This window comes from Streptomyces sp. SCSIO 75703 (assembly GCF_036607905.1).
In the GTDB taxonomy this organism is placed as follows: Bacteria; Actinomycetota; Actinomycetes; order Streptomycetales; family Streptomycetaceae; genus Streptomyces.
This window is the reverse complement of sequence record NZ_CP144555.1, coordinates 4,992,119-5,009,017: the sequence shown is the minus strand read 5'-3', so window position 1 is coordinate 5,009,017 and position 16,899 is coordinate 4,992,119. Positions and strand designations below refer to the sequence as shown.

General features: G+C 73.7%; 11 protein-coding genes. 4 read left to right on the top strand and 7 right to left on the bottom strand.

The window, feature by feature from the left end; translation table 11 throughout:
- Window positions 1-41: 41 nt before the first annotated feature.
- Window positions 42-1,517 carry a DUF1996 domain-containing protein gene (locus VM636_RS21980; RefSeq protein ID WP_053912570.1) on the top strand — a complete coding sequence of 492 codons (1,476 nt, stop codon included), beginning with the start codon at window positions 42-44 and terminating at the stop codon, window positions 1,515-1,517.
- Window positions 1,518-1,656: 139 nt separating this feature from the next.
- Here the strand turns inward: VM636_RS21980 and VM636_RS21975 are convergent, their stop codons facing one another.
- On the bottom strand, window positions 1,657-2,103 hold the full coding sequence (locus tag VM636_RS21975) for a hypothetical protein (RefSeq protein ID WP_030422415.1): 447 nt from the start codon (window positions 2,101-2,103) through the stop codon (window positions 1,657-1,659).
- Window positions 2,104-2,424: 321 nt separating this feature from the next.
- Here VM636_RS21975 and VM636_RS21970 point away from each other — a divergent pair, with 321 nt between their 5' ends.
- The 3 genes from VM636_RS21970 (at window position 2,425) to VM636_RS21960 (ending at window position 6,338) form a co-directional block, all read left to right on the top strand.
- Entirely contained in the window at window positions 2,425-4,353 is a 1,929-nt protein-coding gene (locus tag VM636_RS21970) for a hypothetical protein (RefSeq protein ID WP_030422414.1), read from the top strand.
- Between the two features lie 170 nt (window positions 4,354-4,523).
- On the top strand, window positions 4,524-5,588 hold the full coding sequence (locus VM636_RS21965; RefSeq protein ID WP_053912569.1) for a PDR/VanB family oxidoreductase: 1,065 nt from the start codon (window positions 4,524-4,526) through the stop codon (window positions 5,586-5,588).
- A 57-nt stretch (window positions 5,589-5,645) separates the two neighbouring features.
- A complete protein-coding gene (locus VM636_RS21960; RefSeq protein ID WP_078856182.1) occupies window positions 5,646-6,338 on the top strand; it encodes a TetR/AcrR family transcriptional regulator in 693 nt (230 codons plus the stop codon).
- Between the two features lie 351 nt (window positions 6,339-6,689).
- Here VM636_RS21960 and pulA read toward each other — a convergent pair whose 3' ends face one another.
- The 6 genes from pulA to VM636_RS21930 all read right to left on the bottom strand — a co-directional run bounded on the left by pulA (window position 6,690) and on the right by VM636_RS21930 (window position 16,435).
- On the bottom strand, window positions 6,690-9,434 hold the full coding sequence (gene pulA / locus VM636_RS21955; protein WP_107091269.1) for a pullulanase-type alpha-1,6-glucosidase: 2,745 nt from the start codon (window positions 9,432-9,434) through the stop codon (window positions 6,690-6,692).
- A gap of 195 nt (window positions 9,435-9,629) precedes the next feature.
- Complete coding sequence (locus VM636_RS21950) at window positions 9,630-11,006, bottom strand: alpha-amylase family protein (protein ID WP_199825435.1); 1,377 nt, start codon at window positions 11,004-11,006, stop codon at window positions 9,630-9,632.
- A gap of 309 nt (window positions 11,007-11,315) precedes the next feature.
- Window positions 11,316-13,016: a glycoside hydrolase family 13 protein gene (locus VM636_RS21945; RefSeq protein WP_053912568.1), complete on the bottom strand. Its 1,701-nt coding sequence runs from the start codon at window positions 13,014-13,016 to the stop codon at window positions 11,316-11,318.
- A 110-nt stretch (window positions 13,017-13,126) separates the two neighbouring features.
- Window positions 13,127-14,038, bottom strand: a complete 912-nt coding sequence (locus VM636_RS21940; protein ID WP_053912567.1) for an ABC transporter permease subunit — start codon at window positions 14,036-14,038, stop codon at window positions 13,127-13,129.
- A 13-nt stretch (window positions 14,039-14,051) separates the two neighbouring features.
- Entirely contained in the window at window positions 14,052-15,056 is a 1,005-nt protein-coding gene (locus VM636_RS21935) for a sugar ABC transporter permease (RefSeq protein ID WP_053912566.1), read from the bottom strand.
- A gap of 107 nt (window positions 15,057-15,163) precedes the next feature.
- Window positions 15,164-16,435 (bottom strand): extracellular solute-binding protein, encoded by a 1,272-nt coding sequence (locus VM636_RS21930; protein ID WP_030422406.1) that lies wholly within the window; start codon window positions 16,433-16,435, stop codon window positions 15,164-15,166.
- Window positions 16,436-16,899 lie beyond the last annotated feature (464 nt).

Sequence of the window (16,899 nt, the reverse complement as noted above, 5' to 3'; positions counted from 1 at the left end):
TCGGGCGCCTCGATGCCCCGCAAGGAAGTCAGAGGAGTTCCATGGGACGCAACACACGCAAACGCCGTATGCCACTGGCGGCCAAGGCCGTAGCCGGGGCGGCGGCTCTGGCGCTCGGTGGCGGCGGGCTCATCTGGGCCAACTTCCACGCCTCGGCGCACGAGAGGCACGGGGGCCACGACCGGACCCGGTCGGTGGCCGCGCAGGTCGCCACGATCAACTGCCCCGACGTCGGCCAGCGGCTCTCCGACGTGCCGGACCGGGCGCGCGGCGAGGTCGACGGCGAACTGGCCACGATGGACAGCCAGATCACCGACGCCTACCAGCAGCTCGCCACCACCCGGCGGGCGCAGGAGGGCGACCCGAAGTACGTCCAGAACACCATCCTGGGCCCGCTCAAGGACCGGCGGAAGGTGATCATCGACCGGATCAAGCTGGAGATCGACCGGGCCGGCGGCCGTGCCGACAACAGCCTGGACGAGCTGGCCGGGTGCGAGGGCCAGCCCGCCGGGACGCCGCAGGACGGCGGCGGCCAGGAACAGGGCGGCGGTCAGGAGGGCGGCCGGGACCAGGACGACAACGGCAACGGTGTCGCGGGTCCGGTGGCCGACGACTTCGTCGACATCAACGACGTCCGGCCCGGCTCCCGCAACACACGCAACGGTCTCGCCGCCAACGGCGACAGCGGGTCCAGGGGCACGTTCACCACGGACTGCGGTGTCAACGAGAACAACCTGTTCAACAGTGACAACGTGATCGCCGCCCCGGGTGTCGGCAACGGCGCCCACCACACGCACGACTACGTCGGCAACCAGGGCAACAACGCCTTCGCCGGCGACGAGGACCTCGCCCGGGCGGCCACCACCTGCAAGAACCAGGGCGACAGGTCGACCTACTTCTGGCCGGTGCTGCGCCTGCAGGACGGCACCCGGGAGTTCGACGCCGACGACGACGGCGGTGGCGCCGAGGGCAACGTCGGCAAGATCCTCAAGCCCGCCCAGGCCGAACTGCGCTTCACCGGCAACAAGCGGGGCGACGTGGTGGCGATGCCGAAGTTCCTGCGCATCATCACCGGTGACGCGAAGTCCTTCACCAACGGCGAGGCCAACGCCAACAGCTCCTGGAGCTGCACCGGCTTCGAGGACCGGCAGATCACCGACAAGTACCCGCTGTGCCCCGAGGGCAGCCAGGTGGTGCGCACCACCAACTTCCAGAGCTGCTGGGACGGCCAGAACACGGACAGCGCCAACCACCGCACCCACACGGCGTTCGTCCGCGAGGACGGGAGCTGCCCCGACGGCTTCCAGGCCATCCCCCAGCTCCAGGTCCGCCTGGTGTACGACATCCCCACCCCGACCGTGGAGAACGGCCAGGTGACGAACCCGTACGCCGTGGACAGCTTCCCGGAGCAGCTGCACAAGCCGATCACCGATCACAACGACTTCATCAACGTCATGGACGAGTCCCTGATGAACAGGGTCGTCAAGTGCATCAACAAGGGCAAGAACTGCACCTGATCGCGGTCGTGGCCCCCTGAGCGGCACGGGGGCCGTACGGCCGGGAGGGGCCGGTGGCGCTGATTCCGCCACCGGCCCCTCGCCCGTTTCCGCCGTGCCCCGCCTCCGCGCCGGGCGCGTCGGCCGGTGCCGGTCTCCGTCAGCCGCCGTGTCCGGCGTGCTGCCCCGAGCCGTGGCCGGAGCCCCCGCCGTGCTCCGGGCCGTGCTGGACGCCCTGTTCCACGACGCCGCCGAGCCGGCCGCGCAGTCCCTCGACGAGGCCCTGCTCGCCGACCGCGACCCACTTGCGGCCGACCAGGTAGTAACCGCCGTAGTCCTTGGCGGTGTTGATCCACTCGCGCTGGCCGCGGTCGGTGGCGAAGGTGACGATCACGTACTTCTCCCCGCCCCTCTCGCAGATGGCCTGGCGGATGGTGTCGGCGTCGGTCTGCAGGTCGGGCTCGCACTCGGCCTCGGCGGCCAGGTGCTCCAGGCTCCCCGTCGCCGTCTCGGGGACGGCCGCCTCGCCGTCACCGGTTCCGCACCCGGCGAGCGCCAGCGCCAGCGCCGCTCCGGCCGGGGCGAGCATCGATCGGGTCAGCCTCATGGGTTCCTCCGGTCCTTCCGGCGAATGCCGTCCGGGGCCCCGGACGCGGGGCCCCGGACATCGATACGGGCGCGGGGCGCGGCATGCTCAAACGGACCCGCGCCGGTGCCTCCCCGGCCCCCGCCGTCCGTCCGGCCGGCCCCGCCCGGCCGCCGCACCCGGCCCGCGCGAGCCCCTGCCGAGACCCGCCCCGGGCGCGCTCCCGGGGCCGCCCCGGCCCCCGCCCGCGCCCCGCGCCGCCAGTCGTCCGCGCCCCCGCGCCGGCCCCGCCCGGCGGGCGCCCCCGGGTGACCAACCGCCGGTTCGCTCGTTCTGCTGAACGTGCAGTCACAGGATGTCGCCCCGCGCCCCGCACCCTCCGCCGCCGACCCGGTCGTCGACGTCGAGCAGGCCGAGGCCGCGCTCGTCGAGCACTACCCCCGGCTCGTCCGGCTCGCCTACCTGGTGCTGCCGTCCGGCCTCGGCCGGAGGCGCCGGGTGCTGACCGCGCACGCCCTCGTCCAGCGCGCGCTGCCCCGCAACCGCACCCGCACGCCCGTGATCCCGGCCCAGTCGGCCGGCCGCGAGGGCGACCCCGGGTACGCGCTGGTCCGCCTGCGGGTCGTGCGGACGGCGCTGACCGCGGGGCTGCCGCTGCGGCGCCGGGCCTGGCCGCGGCGGGCCCAACTGCCCCCGCTGCTGCCCCAGGTGTGGGGGCTGACGCTCTTCCCCCGGTCCGGCGGCGCGGACGAACTCGCCCTGGACCAGCGGCTGTCCGGCCTGTCCGGGCCGGGCCGGGCGGCGTACGCGCTGCGCGGGCTGGAGAAGCTGCCGGACGGCGACGTGCGCCAGGTGCTCACGGCCGCCGGGGTCGACGACACCGACGCCGACACCGCGCTGCGCGAGGCCGACGCGGTGGGCGAGCCGTACGCGCTGCTGCGCTCCCCCGAGTTCGACCCCTGCACGCTCCAGGCCCGGCCCACCGACCTGATGCGGCGCCGCCAGCACACCAAGGCGGCGCTGGTCGCCGGGGCGGCGCTGGTCGTGTGTGGGGCGCTGCTCGGCCTGCCCGGCGACGGCTGGGGGCCGGACGGCGCCGCCGCCCCGCCCTACGCGCAGAACCCGGCGGCGGAGGCGGCCCTCGACCCCGGCCGGGTGACGAAGGCCGCCCCCACGGCGTGGCGGACCGCGGACCGCACCGACTTCTCGGTGTGGCCGGCCCGCGGCGACCTCACCGGCGACCGGGAGCTGGTCCGCCGCGCCCTCGCCGTGTGGGCCCGCCCCGGCGAGACCGTGCACGTGTCGGCGACGCCCGGCACGCCGACCGGCGGCCCGGCCGGACCGCCCCAGCTCCTGTACGCCGGGGACCTGGGCAACGCGCGCGTGGTGCTGCTCCACGACGGTCTCCGGGTCGTCCGGTACGCCGAGCCCAAGGAGGGCTCGGCCGGTGCCGCGCTGGACTTCGCGCGGACCGACGGCGCCACGCGCTCCGAGGCGGGTGCCCTGGTGCTGGACCGGGCCGACGGCAACGTGCGCTATCTGACCGCGCCCTGGGTCACCGGGGCCGCCGAGCGCGACCTCACCCGGCCCGGCGGCGGCGCCATGGACCTGACGCTGACCGACGGGGTGACCTCGCCGCTCGCCAGCCCCGCCCAGCACACCGGGGCGTGCACCTCGTGGAACGCGCTCCAGCTCGCCGACGGCTCCCGCACCCAGGTCGTGAGCGACCTCGGCGAACTGGTGCCGGCCCGCCTCACCACCGGCCGGCCCGGCTCCGTGAAGAACGTCTCCGGGGCCGAGTCCCTGCGCGCCTGGGCGCCGTACGCCTGCTCCCTGGGGTCGGTGCGGGGCCAGGGCGTGCGCGCGGTCAACGCCTGGGAGTTCGCCTCGCAGCCGCTGCCCGGAGCCGCCGGGACCGGCTCGTGGGTGTGCACGCGGGCCGAGACGTGGCGCGGCGAGGGGGCGAGGGTGCTGGCCCAGTTCCGCACGCCGGGCGGGCCGGCGGGCGCCGTGGCGGCGAAGGCGGAGGACGTGCCGGCGTGCGGCGCGCGGGACGCCCACGTCCTGGCCGGCGTGCTCTGGAAGTCGGAGGGCGGGGAGTGGTACCTGCTCGCCGCGGCCGGCGGCGACGGTGCCCGCGCGGTCACCGCGACGGGCGGGGTCAGCGCCTCCGCCGAGGGCCCGGTCCTGACGGCGCGGGCCGAGGAGGGCGCCAAGGCCGAGCTGCGGGCCACCCTGCCCGACGGCCGCACCCTGGACGGCCTCGGCTGACCCGGCCGGCCCCGCCCACCGGGCCGCCCCGCCCGGCACCCCAGAGCCCGGGGCCCGTCCGGCGCCCGCGCGCGGCGCGGGGTACGCGACGCCGACGCTAGCTGACACTGGCGTCAACAAGATGCGGCACACCCCTTCTCCCCGCCGCTACTCGCCAGTACATTGACGCCATGTCTGACAAGCCGAGGTCGTCGACGGTGAGGGCTCTGGTCGTGGTCGCCGGGGTCGGGGTGATCGCCTGGCGGGTGATGCGCGGCCGGGCCCGTGACGCCCGGGGCGGGGGCGGCGCCCCGGCGCTCGCGCCGCGGGCCGCCCGGCCGCTGACGCTGCTGGTGACGGCGCACGAGCGGATCGCCGACGGGGTCGTCCTGATCCGGCTGGAGGGACACGACCTGCCACGCTGGGAGCCCGGGGCCCACCTGGACCTGGTGCTGCCCTCGGGCCTGGCCCGGTCGTACTCGCTGTGCGGGGACCCGGAGGACACCTCGTCGTACACCGTCGCCGCCCGGCTGGTGGCGGACGGCCGGGGCGGTTCGCGCGAGGTGCACGAACAGGTGCGGGAGGCGATGGAGCTGGAGGTGCGCGGGCCGCGCAACCGCTTCCCGCTCGTCGAGGCGGCCCCCTCCTACGTCTTCGTCGCGGGCGGCATCGGCATCACGCCCCTGCTGCCGATGCTGCGCGCCCTGCCGGAGGACGCCGACTGGCGGCTGCTGTACGGCGGCCGGACGCGGGCCTCGATGCCCTTCCTGGAGGAGGTCCGGAAGCTGGACGGGGACCGCGGCCGGGTCACCGTGGTCGCCGAGGACGAGGAGGGCCGGCCCCCGCTCGACGCGTTCCTCGCGGACCTCCCGGAGGGCGCCGCCGTCTACTGCTGCGGCCCCGAGGGGCTGATGGCGGCCGTGACCGAGCGGCTGCCCGAGGGCGTCACCCCGCACCTGGAGCGGTTCACGCCCGTGCTGACGGCCGACGGCGACACGGACGTGGAGGTCGAACTGCGGCGCAGCGGGCGCACGGTGGCCGTGCCCGCCGGCACCTCCGTACTGGCGGCGGTCCGCGAGGAACTGCCGGACACCCCCTACTCCTGCGAGCAGGGCTGGTGCGGGACCTGCCAGCAACGGGTGCTGGAGGGCGAGATCGACCACCGGGACGAGTTGCTGACCGACGCGGAGCGGGGGGACTCGATGCTCATCTGTGTCTCCCGTGCGCGAAATGGGCGGCTGGTGCTGGACTTGTGAACATCGATGCGCGATCCAGCCCGTTCGGAGGCTGGATTCAATCGGTAAGGTGTTCGTATGAGCACCGGGGTACGCCGCAGAATGGGCGTCGAGGAACGGCGGCGGCAACTCATCGGCGTCGCGCTCGAACTCTTCAGCCGCCGCTCGCCCGACGAGGTCTCCATCGACGAGATAGCGTCCGCCGCGGGCATCTCACGCCCGCTCGTCTACCACTACTTCCCCGGCAAACTCAGCCTGTACGAGGCCGCGTTGAGACGCGCCTCGGATGACCTGGCGGGCCGGTTCGAGGAGCCGCGCGAGGGCCCCCTGGGGGCCCGGCTGCTGCGGGTGATGCGCCGCTACTTCGCCTTCGTGGACGAGCACGGCCCCGGTTTCTCCGCCCTGATGCGCGGCGGCCCGGCGGTCGGCTCGTCCACCACGAACGCGCTCGTCGACTCCGTACGGCAGGCCGCGTACGTCCAGGTCCTTTCGCACCTGGACGTGGAGGAGCCGCCCGCGCGGCTGGAGTTGGTCGTGCGCTCGTGGATCTCGCTGGCCGAGTCGACGGCGCTGATCTGGCTGGACGGCCGGCGGGTGCCGCGCGGCGAACTGGAGGTGCAGCTCGTGTACGACTTCGCGGCGCTGCTCGCGGTCAGCGCCTCCTTCGACGAGGAGATGGGCGCGCTGCTCGGCCGCGTCCTCGCCGAGGAGCCGCCCGGCGGCCCGCTGGACGCGCTGATCGCCCGGATCACCGGGCCGGCCGCCGCCTGACCTCGGCCCTCGGCCGACCGGCAGGACGGGTCGAGGTCGCGGACCTCGGCGAAGAGGTGGCGGACGGCGCCGCCCGCGGGGCACACGCGTGCGCGCGGCAGCTCCACGACGGCGCCGGACAGCCCGCGCCTTCCTCTCCTCGCTCCGGCCCGCGTTCCCGCGAGCAGCGCCCCATCCACGTCGCCGGCCCGGCGACCGCAAGGCCGGCGTCCGCGATGTGCGGCGCCGCCCTCGCGAACGCGGGCCGGTCGAAGGCGTCGGCGCACGGCGCCGGGTGGCCGGCGGTGCTCCGCGGCACGAGCCCTCCCGTGGGTGAACGGCAGGGCTCGGCCTCACCGCGGCGCGCGGCCGTCAGCCGGTGCGGGCGAAGACGGCGGCCGTGCGGGCCGGGACGGTGAAGGTGCCGGTCCGCGCGGTGTACCGGGCGCCCTTGACCACCGGGTCGGCGCCGCCCGCCTGCACGGGGTGGAGCCGGTGCCCCGTGCCCGCGAGGGCGGGGACGCGCTGGCGGGCCGTGTCCGGCGTGGCGTTGAGGACGACGACGAGGTCGCCGACGCTCATGGTGATCACGCCCGGGGTCTCGGCCGGGCCGGACAGCGGGAAGGAGAGCCGGGACTGCACCCGGGCCGCCGTGCCGAGGGAGAAGGACTTCTCGGCCGTCCGGATGCGCAGCAGGTCGCGGTAGGCGGCCGAGGCGGACTCGATCTGCTCGCAGCCGACCGACACACCGGTCAGCAACGGTGCGGCGTACGGCCACTTGTCGGCGTTGTCGGCGGCGGGCGGCAGACCCCGTCCGAAGCCGTTGCCGTCGGCGCAGTTCCAGTGCAGGGCGTTGAACCAGTCGCCGCTGTCGTAGGAGTTGCGGTCCAGCGACTTGGAGCGCAGCAGGTCGGTGCCCGCCTGGGAGAGCGCCGGGCCCTGCGAGAGCGCGGCGGTCGCCAGGGCGAGGACCTGCATCCTGGCCCGGTCGTCGGCGCCGGTCGTGGCGGGCAGTTTGAAGGCGAGGGCGTCGAAGAGGGTCTCGTTGTCGTGCGCGTCGGCGTAGGCGACGGCGTCGCCGGGTGCCGCGGCGTACCCGGCGGGCGCGCCGTTGTAGTCGACCTGGGAGCCCTTGACCGTGCGGCCGGCGGTGTCGGTGAAGGTGTAGTCGGCCAGGTTGCCGGTGAGCCCGACCTTGATCAGGTCCTGCTGGTGCAGGAGCCGGGCCCGCTGCTCGGCGCGGGTGCCGTTGGCCGGGGAGGAGTTGGGGTCGGTGTAGAGGCCGGTGGCGAAGCCCTGCACGCCGGGGTCGGCGTCGAAGGGGCCGCCGCCGCGCACCGCGTCGCGGGCCCGGTCGGAGAAGGTGGCGATGCCGGTGCCGGCCATGTTGGCCTGCGTGGCCTGCACGAAGCGGGCGTCGTCGGCGATCTCGCCGAAGTTCCAGCCCTCCCCGTACAGGATGATCTTCTTGCCGTCGACGCCGTCCTTGCCGGGGGTGAGCGCGTCGAGGGCCTCGCGGACGGCGAGCATGTTGGCCCTCGGGTGGTGGCCCATGAGGTCGAAGCGGAAGCCGTCGACCTTGTACTCCCGGGCCCAGGTGACGACGGAGTCCACGACGAGCTTGCCCATCATGGCGTTCTCGGGGGCGGTGTTGGCGCAGCAGGTGCTGTTCGCCACCGATCCGTCCGCCAGCAGCCGGTGGTAGTAGCCGGGCACGATGCGGTCGAGGACGCTCCGGGGGTCCTGGCCGCTCGCGGCGGTGTGGTTGTAGACGACGTCCATGACGACGCGGAGGCCGTCCTCGTTGAGCGCCTTGACCATCCGGCGGAACTCGACGGTACGGGCGGCGCCGTCCGGGTCGGTGGCGTAGGAGCCCTCGGGGACGGTGTAGTGGTACGGGTCGTAGCCCCAGTTGTAGGCGTCCCGGCCGGCGGTGCGGGCGACGCACTCCTGCTGGGCGGGCGAGTCGGCGGGGAGGGCGGCGAGGTCGCAGTCGGGGGCGGCGCGGTCGGCGGCCCGTTCGGGGACGGTGGCGAAGTCGAAGGCCGGGAGCAGGTGGACGTGGGAGGTGCCCGCTCGTGCGAGGCGGCGCAGGTGCCGGGAGCCGTCGCTGTCCCGGTCGGTGAAGGCGAGGTAGGTGCCGGGCCGGCGCGCGGTGCGGTCCGAGGCGGAGAAGTCCCGGACGTGCAGTTCCTGGATCTGGGCGTCGCGCAGGGGCACCGCCGCCGGTTTGGCGAGGCGGGACCAGCCGGCGGGGGCGAGGGTGGGGTCGGCGAGGTCGACGGCGAGGCTGTGGGTGGAGTCGGCGGTCAGGGCGACCGAGTAGGGGTCGGTGACCTTGTTGGTGACGACGCGGCCCGCGGCGGGTGCCCACACCTCGACGGCGTACCGGTAGGGCAGGCCCTTCCAGGCGGCGGGGCCGGTCGCGGACCAGACGCCGGTGGCGTCGTCGCGCCGCATGCGGACGGTGGAGCCGCCGATCTCCAGCGAGACGCGGCGGGCGGTGGGGGCCCAGACGGAGAGGGTGGGGCGGCCCCGGCGGAAGACGGGCCCCAGTCGCTCCCGGGTGGCGCGGGCGGCGTAGAGGTCGTCGAGGACGCCCGCGGTCTGTACGCCGGTGGCGGCGACGACGGCGCCGGCGGCGGAGTTCTGGCTGGCGAGGAGTTCGCCGCGCAGGGCCCCGGGCACCCGGGCGCGGTCGCGCCGGTCGACGCTCCAGGCGGTGGTGTCGCGCAGGTGCGGGAACCTCGCCCGCTGGGCGGGGGTGAGGGTGGTGGGGCCGAGCCGGAGGGAGGGGCCGTCGGCACCGGTGACGGTGGTGCCCCGCAGGCCCAGGGAGCCGGTGGGCGAGGTGAGGAGCCGGGCGGAGGCGGCGCCGTCGGCGCGGTCCCAGACGAGGGTGTCGCGGTCGATCCAGACGGCGCGGGACGCGGCGGGGTCGAGGGCGCTCGCGGCGGCCGGCCCGGCGGGCGCCGGGGAGCCGCCCGCGGGGGCCGCGCCGGCGGGCGCGGTGAGGGGCGGCAGCAGGGTGGCGGCGAGGGCGGCGGCGGTGACGGCCGCGGTCCGTCCGGCCGTGGCGGTGCGGCGCCGCCAGGGCGCCGGCCATCTCGGTATCACGGGGGCTCCTTGCGCTCACGGCTCGGTCGGGCCGGGCTTCGGGGTGACGGGGCGGAGAGGCGAACGGGGTGGGGCGGGGTGGGGGGTTGGGGGCGCGGCGGCGCCCGGCGTGACCGTAGCGCCGCCGCAAGGCTTGCAGCAAGGGCCGTGGAAACATCGGCAAGATTTTTCACTGCCCTTGCGTGACAGGCCCGTTCAGCAGGAGGAGCGGCCGGCGTGCAGCGCGAGCGCGGTGTTCGCGCCCAGGGTGGCGGTGAAGCGGCCCGAGCCGTCCACGGCCACGGTTCCGCCGCCCTGCACGTCGCAGTAGGTGCCGGCGGGCAGGGAGGTCTGGAAGGTGCGGGTCAGCGGGCCCGTCTCGTGGTTGAGCGCGACGAAGCCCCGGTCGCCGCGGCCGAAGGCGATGGCGTTGTTCCCGTTGTCCCACCAGTCGGTCACCGCCTGCCCTCGGGTGGCGTTGCGGAAGCCGACCATGGACCGGATCTCCGGCCAGGCGTGCTGGCACTTCCAGCCGTCCTGCCAGCAGGCGTTCACCCGGCCGCCGTTGGGCGGCCCGGCGTCGGAGTCTGACCACTCGTAGCCGGAGTGGACGTCGGGGGCGCCGTAGGGCCAGGCGAGCATGAAGACGTTGGCGAGGGTGTAGTCGGCGCCGTTCTTGTAGCTGAGCGTGGAACCGTTGCGCTCGGTGTCGTGGTTGTCGACGAAGACGGCGGCGCCGGAGCCGTTCAGGTACCCCCAGCCCTCGCCGTAGTTCTTCAGGTAGGCGAGCTTCTCGGAGGTCAGGACCCGCTTGAGGTCGTAGGCGTAGCGGAACTCCTGCACGTCGCCGTTGCCCGTGTACTCGGTGGGCTGGACCGCCTCGCCGGCGCCGAAGATCACCTCCTGCTTCCAGTAGGCGGCGGGCCGGGTGAGGCGGGACTTGATGTTCGCGAGGTCGTCGGCGGGCATGTGCTTGGCGGCGTCGATGCGGAAGCCGTCCACGCCGAGGGAGAGCAGGTCGTTCATGTACCCGGCGATGGCGCCGCGGACGTGTTCCTCGCCGGTGTCCAGGTCGGCGAGGCCGACCAGTTCGCAGTGCTGGACGTTCCAGCGGTCCCGGTAGTCGGTGATCTCGGCGGTGCAGTCGTCGAAGTCGGGGCGCGAGTACAGCCCGGGGTAGTCGTACTTCGTGTACGGGGAGCCGCCGGTGCCGGTGCCGCTGCCCGCCGACATGTGGTTGACGACCGTGTCGACGACGACCTTCACGCCCGCCCCGTGGCAGGTGCCGACCATGGAGCGGAAGGCGTCGCGGTCGCCGAGGCGCCCGGCGATCTTGTAGCTGACCGGCTGGTACGAGGTCCACCACTGGGAGCCCTGTATGTGCTCGGCGGGCGGGGAGACCTGGACGTATCCGTAGCCGGCCGGGCCGAGCGCGGTGGCGCACTCGCGGGCGACGGAGGCGAAGTCCCACTCGAAGAGGACGGCGGTGACGTCCTTGTCGCCGGGCGGGGACGCCTGTGCGCTAGTCGGGTTCATGACAAGGGAAGCGGCGGCGGCGAGGGCTGCCGCCCCGAGCAGGGCTCTGCGGGCCATGTGGGGCTCCTTCTCCGTCGTGGACACGGACGGGCTCGTGGGGAGCCGCGGACTTCTGAGGATTCTTGCTGCAACCTTCAGAAATCTTGCGGTGACGCAGATGGTAGAGGCCCGCCGCCGGAAAGGCAGCGGGCCGAACCGAATCCGTCCGGATTTCTCACCGACGCCCCGCGGGCGGGCGCCGGTTGCCGGTGGCGGCCCCGGCATCTCGGGGCCGCCACCGGCCGTCGCCACCGGGCGCCTCGCCACCGGGCGCCTCGCCTCCGGAGGCAGGTCGGTGCCGGAGGCAGGTCGGTTGCCGGAGGCCGGTCAGGCGCGGTCGGCGGTCCACCAGGCCGTGGTGTCGCCCGGCACCGTCACCGAGCCCCCCGTCCCGGTCACCTCGCCGCTCGCGAGCAGCAGCCGCCCCGGGGCCGCCACCTCGACCGGCCCGGACGTGGTGTTGGCGACGCACACGAACTCCCCGCGCCGGAAGGCGAGGACGCCCTCGGCCGACGGCAGCCACTCCACCGCGTCCCCGGCCCCCAGCGCGGGGTGCTCGCGGCGCAGCGCCAGCGCGGCGCGGTACAGCTCCAGCGTGGAGCCGGCGACGCCGGTCTGCGCCTCCACGCTCAGCTCACCCCACTCGGCCGGCTGCGGCAGCCAGCTCCCGCCCTCGCCGAAGCCGTACGAGCCGCCCCCGCGCGTCCACGGGATCGGCACCCGGCAGCCGTCGCGGAAGCCGTCCTGCCCGGCGCCGCGGAAGTACGCCGGGTCCTGGCGCACCTCGTCGGGCAGGTCGACGACGTCCGGCAGGCCCAGTTCCTCGCCCTGGTAGACGTAGGCCGAGCCGGGCAGCGCCAGCATCAGCAGGGTCGCCGCGCGGGCCCGGCGCAGGCCGAGTTCCCGGTCGCCGGCCCGCCGGATCTGGGTGCCGAGGCCGGGCGGGTTGGCGAAGCGGGTGGCGTGCCGGGTGACGTCGTGGTTGGAGAGCACCCAGGTGGCCGGGGCGCCGACCGGGCGCATCGCGTCCAGGGTGCGGTCGATGACGGAGCGCAGTTCGGCGGCGTCCCAGTAGGTGCCCAGGTACTGGAAGTTGAACGCCTGGTGCAGTTCGTCGGGGCGCACGTAGTGGGCGGTGCGCTCGACGGTCGGGGTCCACGCCTCGGCGACGAAGATCCGCTCGCCGTCGTACTCGTCGAGGATGCGGCGCCACTGGCGGTAGATGTCGTGGACGCCGTCCTGGTCGAAGAAGGGCATGACGTCGTTGCCGAGCAGTTTGAGCTGCTCGTGGGAGCCCAGGTCGGGCAGGCCGTCGGCCTTGACCATGCCGTGCGCCACGTCGATGCGGAAGCCGTCGACGCCCATGTCGAGCCAGAAGCGCAGGATGGAGCGGAACTCGTCGCCGACGGCGGGGTGTTCCCAGTTGAAGTCGGGCTGTTCGGGGGCGAAGAGGTGCAGGTACCACTCCCCCGGCGTGCCGTCGGGCTCGGTGACCCGGGTCCAGGCGGGGCCGCCGAAGATGGACTCCCAGTCGTTGGGGGGGAGTTCGCCGTCGGGTCCCTTGCCGGGGCGGAAGTGGTAGCGCTCGCGCAGCGGCGAGCCGGGGCCCTCGGCGACGGCCTGCCGGAACCAGTCGTGCTGGTCGGAGGAGTGGTTGGGGACCAGGTCGACGATGATGCGCAGGCCCAGCCGGTGGGCCTCGCGGATCAGCGCGTCGGCGTCCGGGAGGGTGCCGAACATGGGGTCGACGGCGCGGTAGTCGGCGACGTCGTAGCCGGCGTCGGCCTGGGGCGAGGCGTAGAAGGGACTGAGCCACACGGCGTCCACGCCGAGGTCGCGCAGGTAGGGCAGGCGGCTGCGGATGCCCTCCAGGTCGCCCATGCCGTCGCCGTCGGCGTCGGCGAAGCTGCGGGGGTAGACCTGGTAGATCACCGCGTCGCGCCACCAGTCGGGGCGCTCGGCGACCGTGGTGGGGGCCGGGGCGGTCTGGGGAGTCGGGGCCGGGGCGGCTGAGTGCTGCTGGCTCATGTCGTCCTTGATGCGGTGGGGGTTCCCCGGTGGGGGACGTACGGGTCGTGAGGTCGTCGTGCGGGGCCCGCGCGGGGCGGGGGCCGGACGCGGGGCGCCCGGCCGGGGCGTCAGCCCTTGGTGCCGCCCGCGGTGAGGCCGGTGACCAGGTTCCTCTGCACGAGGTAGAAGAAGGCGGAGACGGGTATCGCGATGAGGACCGCGGTGGCGGCCATCAGGTGGCGCTGTGCGTCGTGTTCGCTGACGAAGCTCTGCAGGCCGACCGCGAGGGTGTACTTGCGGTCGTCGAGCAGGAAGGTGGTGGCGAAGGCGACCTCGCCGAAGGCGGTGATGAAGCTGTAGAAGGCGGCGACGGCCAGTCCGGGCTTGGCCAGCGGCAGGATCAGCCGGACGAAGGTGCCGATCGGGGAGAGCCCGTCGACGCGTCCGGCCTCGTCGATCTCGAAGGGGATGGTGTCGAAGTACCCCTTCATCAGCCAGGCGCAGTAGGGCACGGCCGTCGAGCAGTAGACGAGGATCAGGCCGAGGTAGCTGTCGATGAGGCCCAGCCGGGACAGGATCTGGTACATCGGCACCATCAGCACGGCCACCGGGAACATCTGGGTGACCAGGAGCGCCCACATGAAGCGGCGGTACCCGGGGAAGCGCATGCGGGAGACCGCGTAGCCGGTGCTGGCGGAGACCAGGACGCCGATGAGCGTGGTGCCGAGCGAGACGATCAGCGAACTCTTCAGCCAGTCGAAGAACGCCGTGTGCTGGAGCACGAAGGCGTAGTTGTCCAGCGTCATCTTCCGCCAGATGCCCCCGGGGTGCAGGTAGTCGTCCTTGTCCGGGCCGAGGGAGAGGAAGACCAGCCAGGCCACCGGGAAGAAGGCGACGGCGCTGGCCGTGGCGAGGACGGCGTGGGAGGCCAGGCGCGCCAGCGGGCCGCGTTCGCCGCGCGGGCGCACCGGACGGGGCGGGGCGGGCGGGGAGGCGGGAGGGGGCACCGGGGCGGGGGTCCGGAGGGTGGGGGTGCTCATGACGGCTCCTGCCTCAGATCGCGAGCTGCTGCTCGTGGCGGTTCAGCCAGCGGCGGTAGAAGGAGGTGAAGACGATCAGGATGGCCAGCAGGAGGATGCCGTAGGCGGCGGACTGCGCGAAGTCGCGCGGCTGCTGTCCGAAGCCGAGCTGGTAGGCCCAGGTGACGAGGATCTGCGCCTCCGGCGCGGTGTTGCCGAAGAGCAGGAAGATGACGGCGAACTGGTTGAAGGTCCAGATCACGCCGAGCAGGACCACGGTGGAGCTGACCGAGCGCAGTCCGGGCAGGGTGACGTGGCGGAAGCGCTGCCAGGCGTTCGCGCCGTCCATCTCGGCCGCCTCGTACAGGGCGCCGTCGACGGACTGGAGGCCGCCGAGCAGCGAGACCATCATGAACGGCACCCCGCACCAGGTGTTCACCATGATCGCGGCGGTGCGCTGCCAGAAGGTGTCCTCCAGCCAGGCGGGCGTCGGCAGGTGCAGGAAGTCCAGGGCGGAGTTGACGACGCCGCTGTCGGCGAGCATGAAGCGCCAGCCGAAGACGGTCACGAAGGTCGGCACGGCCCAGGGCAGGATGAGCACGAGCCGGTAGAAGGTGCGGCCCCGCAGCTTCTGGTCGAGGAGCAGCGCGAGGGCGAGGCCGATGCCGTAGTGCAGGGCGACGCAGGCCGCCGTCCACCCGATCGTCCAGACGAAGTGCGACCAGAAGCGGTCGTAGGCGGTCGGGCCCCAGAGGATGTCGGCGTAGTTGTCGAGGCCGATGAACTTGTAGGTGGCCGCGATCTCGTTGACGCCGATGGTGCGGGCCGAGTTGAGGCTGTTGGCGTCGGTGAGCGTGAGGTAGAAGCCGTACGCCAGCGGATACAGCACCAGGACGCCGAGCACCACGGCCACCGGCGCGATCATGGCGTAGGCGTACCAGTGCTTGCGGTAGCCGTGCTTGAGGCGGCTGACCGGGCCGGGCCGCGGGGCGCGGTCACCGCGGCGCTTGCCGGTCGCGCGGTCGATGGCGACTGTCATGGTTCGGCACCTTCTGGGGGATCAGGCTGGAGGGTCGGGGGGCGGCTCACGGGCCGGCGGCCGCCGGGTCCCGGCCCCTCGGGGCGGGTCCGGCGGCCGCGCGGGCGTCACTTGCCGAAGTCCGGCACCAGCTTGGTGAAGGCGATCTCGGCGTCGGCCAGTCCCTTGTCGAGGGACTGCTTTCCGGCGGCGATCTGGGGCAGTTCGTCGTCGAGCGGGCCCCACAGCGAGCTGTACTCGGGCAGTGCCGGGCGCGGCTGGGCGGCGGGCAGGACGCCCTGGAAGCCGGCGATGCCCGGGTCGGCCTTGACCTGGTCGGTGTAGGCGTCGTCGCGGGTGGGCAGCGTGGAGTTCTTCAGCGCGACCTTCTCCTGGGCCTCGGCGGAGGTCATGAACTTCACGAAGGCGAGCGCGGCCTTCTGGTGCGCGGCGTCCGAACCGGCGTACACCGAGAGGTTGTGGCCGCCGGTCGGGGCGCCGGCCTTGCCGGTGGAGCCGGCCGGGACGGTGGCGATGCCGAGGTTGTCCTTGTCCTGGAAGGCGGAGCCCTTGTAGAAGTTGGTGATCTCCCACGGGCCCTGGATGATCGAGGCGACCTTGCCGTTGACGAAGGCGTCCTGGATGTGGGCGTACGCCTCGGCGGTGGCGTCGGCCTTGTGCAGGCCCTTGCCGTCGAAGAGGCCGAGCCAGGTGCCGTAGGCCTTCTTCGCCTCGGGCGAGGCGACGGTGATCTTCTTGGCGGCGGCGTCGACGGTGTCGGTGCCCTCGCCGTAGAGGAACGGCTGCCCGTAGTAGCCGGCGGTGGAGCCCCAGTAGCCGTCGACGCCCGTCTCGTCCTTGATGGTGGCGGCGGCCTTCTTCAGGTCGTCCCAGGTCTGGGGCACCTCGACGCCGGCCTTCTCGAAGAGCTGCTTGTTGTAGACGAAGGCGAGGGTGTCGGTGACCAGCGGCACGCCGTACGTCTTGCCCTCGTACTTCGCCTGCTCGATCAGGCTGGGCTGGAACTTCGCGGCGTCGTCGAGGGCCTCGGTGCCGTCCAGCGGCAGGAAGAAGCCCTTCTTGGCGAAGGCGGGGGTCCAGCCGACCTCGGAGCGCAGCACGTCGGGGGCGCCCTTGGAGCCGGCGGCGGTGTCGAACTTGTTCTGCGCCTGGTCGAAGGGGACGTTGACGTAGTTGACCTTGATGTCCTGGTGGGCGGCCTCGAACTCCTTGACCAGCGCCTTGTAGGTGGGGGCCTCGTTGGTCGCGTTGGAGGTGTCCCACCAGGTGATGGTGACCGGACCGCCGGCCTTGTCGTCGCCTGCGCCGTCCCCGCCGCACGCCGTCGCCGCGAGGGCGAGGGACGCCACCAGAGCGGTGGCCGCTATGCCACGCCGCATGAGTTCTCCTTGAGGGTGAAAGCCCGAGTGCCGCAGGGCGCGGGTCCGTCCGCCGTCCTGCCACCGTGCCGACTGCGCCCGGATGGTGCCCCGGCCGCTCGTATGAGGGCGGCCGGCGGGCTCCGCCGGGCGACGTGAACGTAACAGCGATGCAAGCCGCGCGAAAGTGCTTGCAGCAAAAAAGTGCAAGAACTGCCGAGAGTTACCCTGCCGTGACCTGACCTCGATCGCCGCGAGACCGGACCGGGGCCGGTGTTGGCCGGTATTGCCCCTGGCCGCTCGCCGGCACGACGGACCGTCACGGACTTGTGCAAGACTCTGCAAGCACTTGCCATACGGTCCGGTGACGACGCGCCCCGCGTCGCGGACCCCGAAGCCACCCCGGCCCGACGACCCGGTGGCCCGACCCTGGGGGATCGCGATGACCCAGCAGCCCGCGGCGGGCCGTGCCCCGGCCCGCACCC

What these genes read in the sequence shown, in the direction of transcription:
- VM636_RS21930 (WP_030422406.1), bottom strand. Translation starts at nt 16,435, where the DNA reads ATGCGGCGTGGCATAGCGGCCACCGCTCTGGTGGCGTCCCTCGCCCTC.
- VM636_RS21975 (WP_030422415.1), bottom strand. Translation starts at nt 2,103, where the DNA reads ATGAGGCTGACCCGATCGATGCTCGCCCCGGCCGGAGCGGCGCTGGCG.
- VM636_RS21980 (WP_053912570.1), top strand. Translation starts at nt 42, where the DNA reads ATGGGACGCAACACACGCAAACGCCGTATGCCACTGGCGGCCAAGGCC.
- VM636_RS21935 (WP_053912566.1), bottom strand. Translation starts at nt 15,056, where the DNA reads ATGACAGTCGCCATCGACCGCGCGACCGGCAAGCGCCGCGGTGACCGC.
- VM636_RS21945 (WP_053912568.1), bottom strand. Translation starts at nt 13,016, where the DNA reads ATGAGCCAGCAGCACTCAGCCGCCCCGGCCCCGACTCCCCAGACCGCC.
- VM636_RS21965 (WP_053912569.1), top strand. Translation starts at nt 4,524, where the DNA reads ATGTCTGACAAGCCGAGGTCGTCGACGGTGAGGGCTCTGGTCGTGGTC.
- VM636_RS21950 (WP_199825435.1), bottom strand. Translation starts at nt 11,006, where the DNA reads ATGGCCCGCAGAGCCCTGCTCGGGGCGGCAGCCCTCGCCGCCGCCGCT.
- VM636_RS21960 (WP_078856182.1), top strand. Translation starts at nt 5,646, where the DNA reads ATGAGCACCGGGGTACGCCGCAGAATGGGCGTCGAGGAACGGCGGCGG.
- VM636_RS21940 (WP_053912567.1), bottom strand. Translation starts at nt 14,038, where the DNA reads ATGAGCACCCCCACCCTCCGGACCCCCGCCCCGGTGCCCCCTCCCGCC.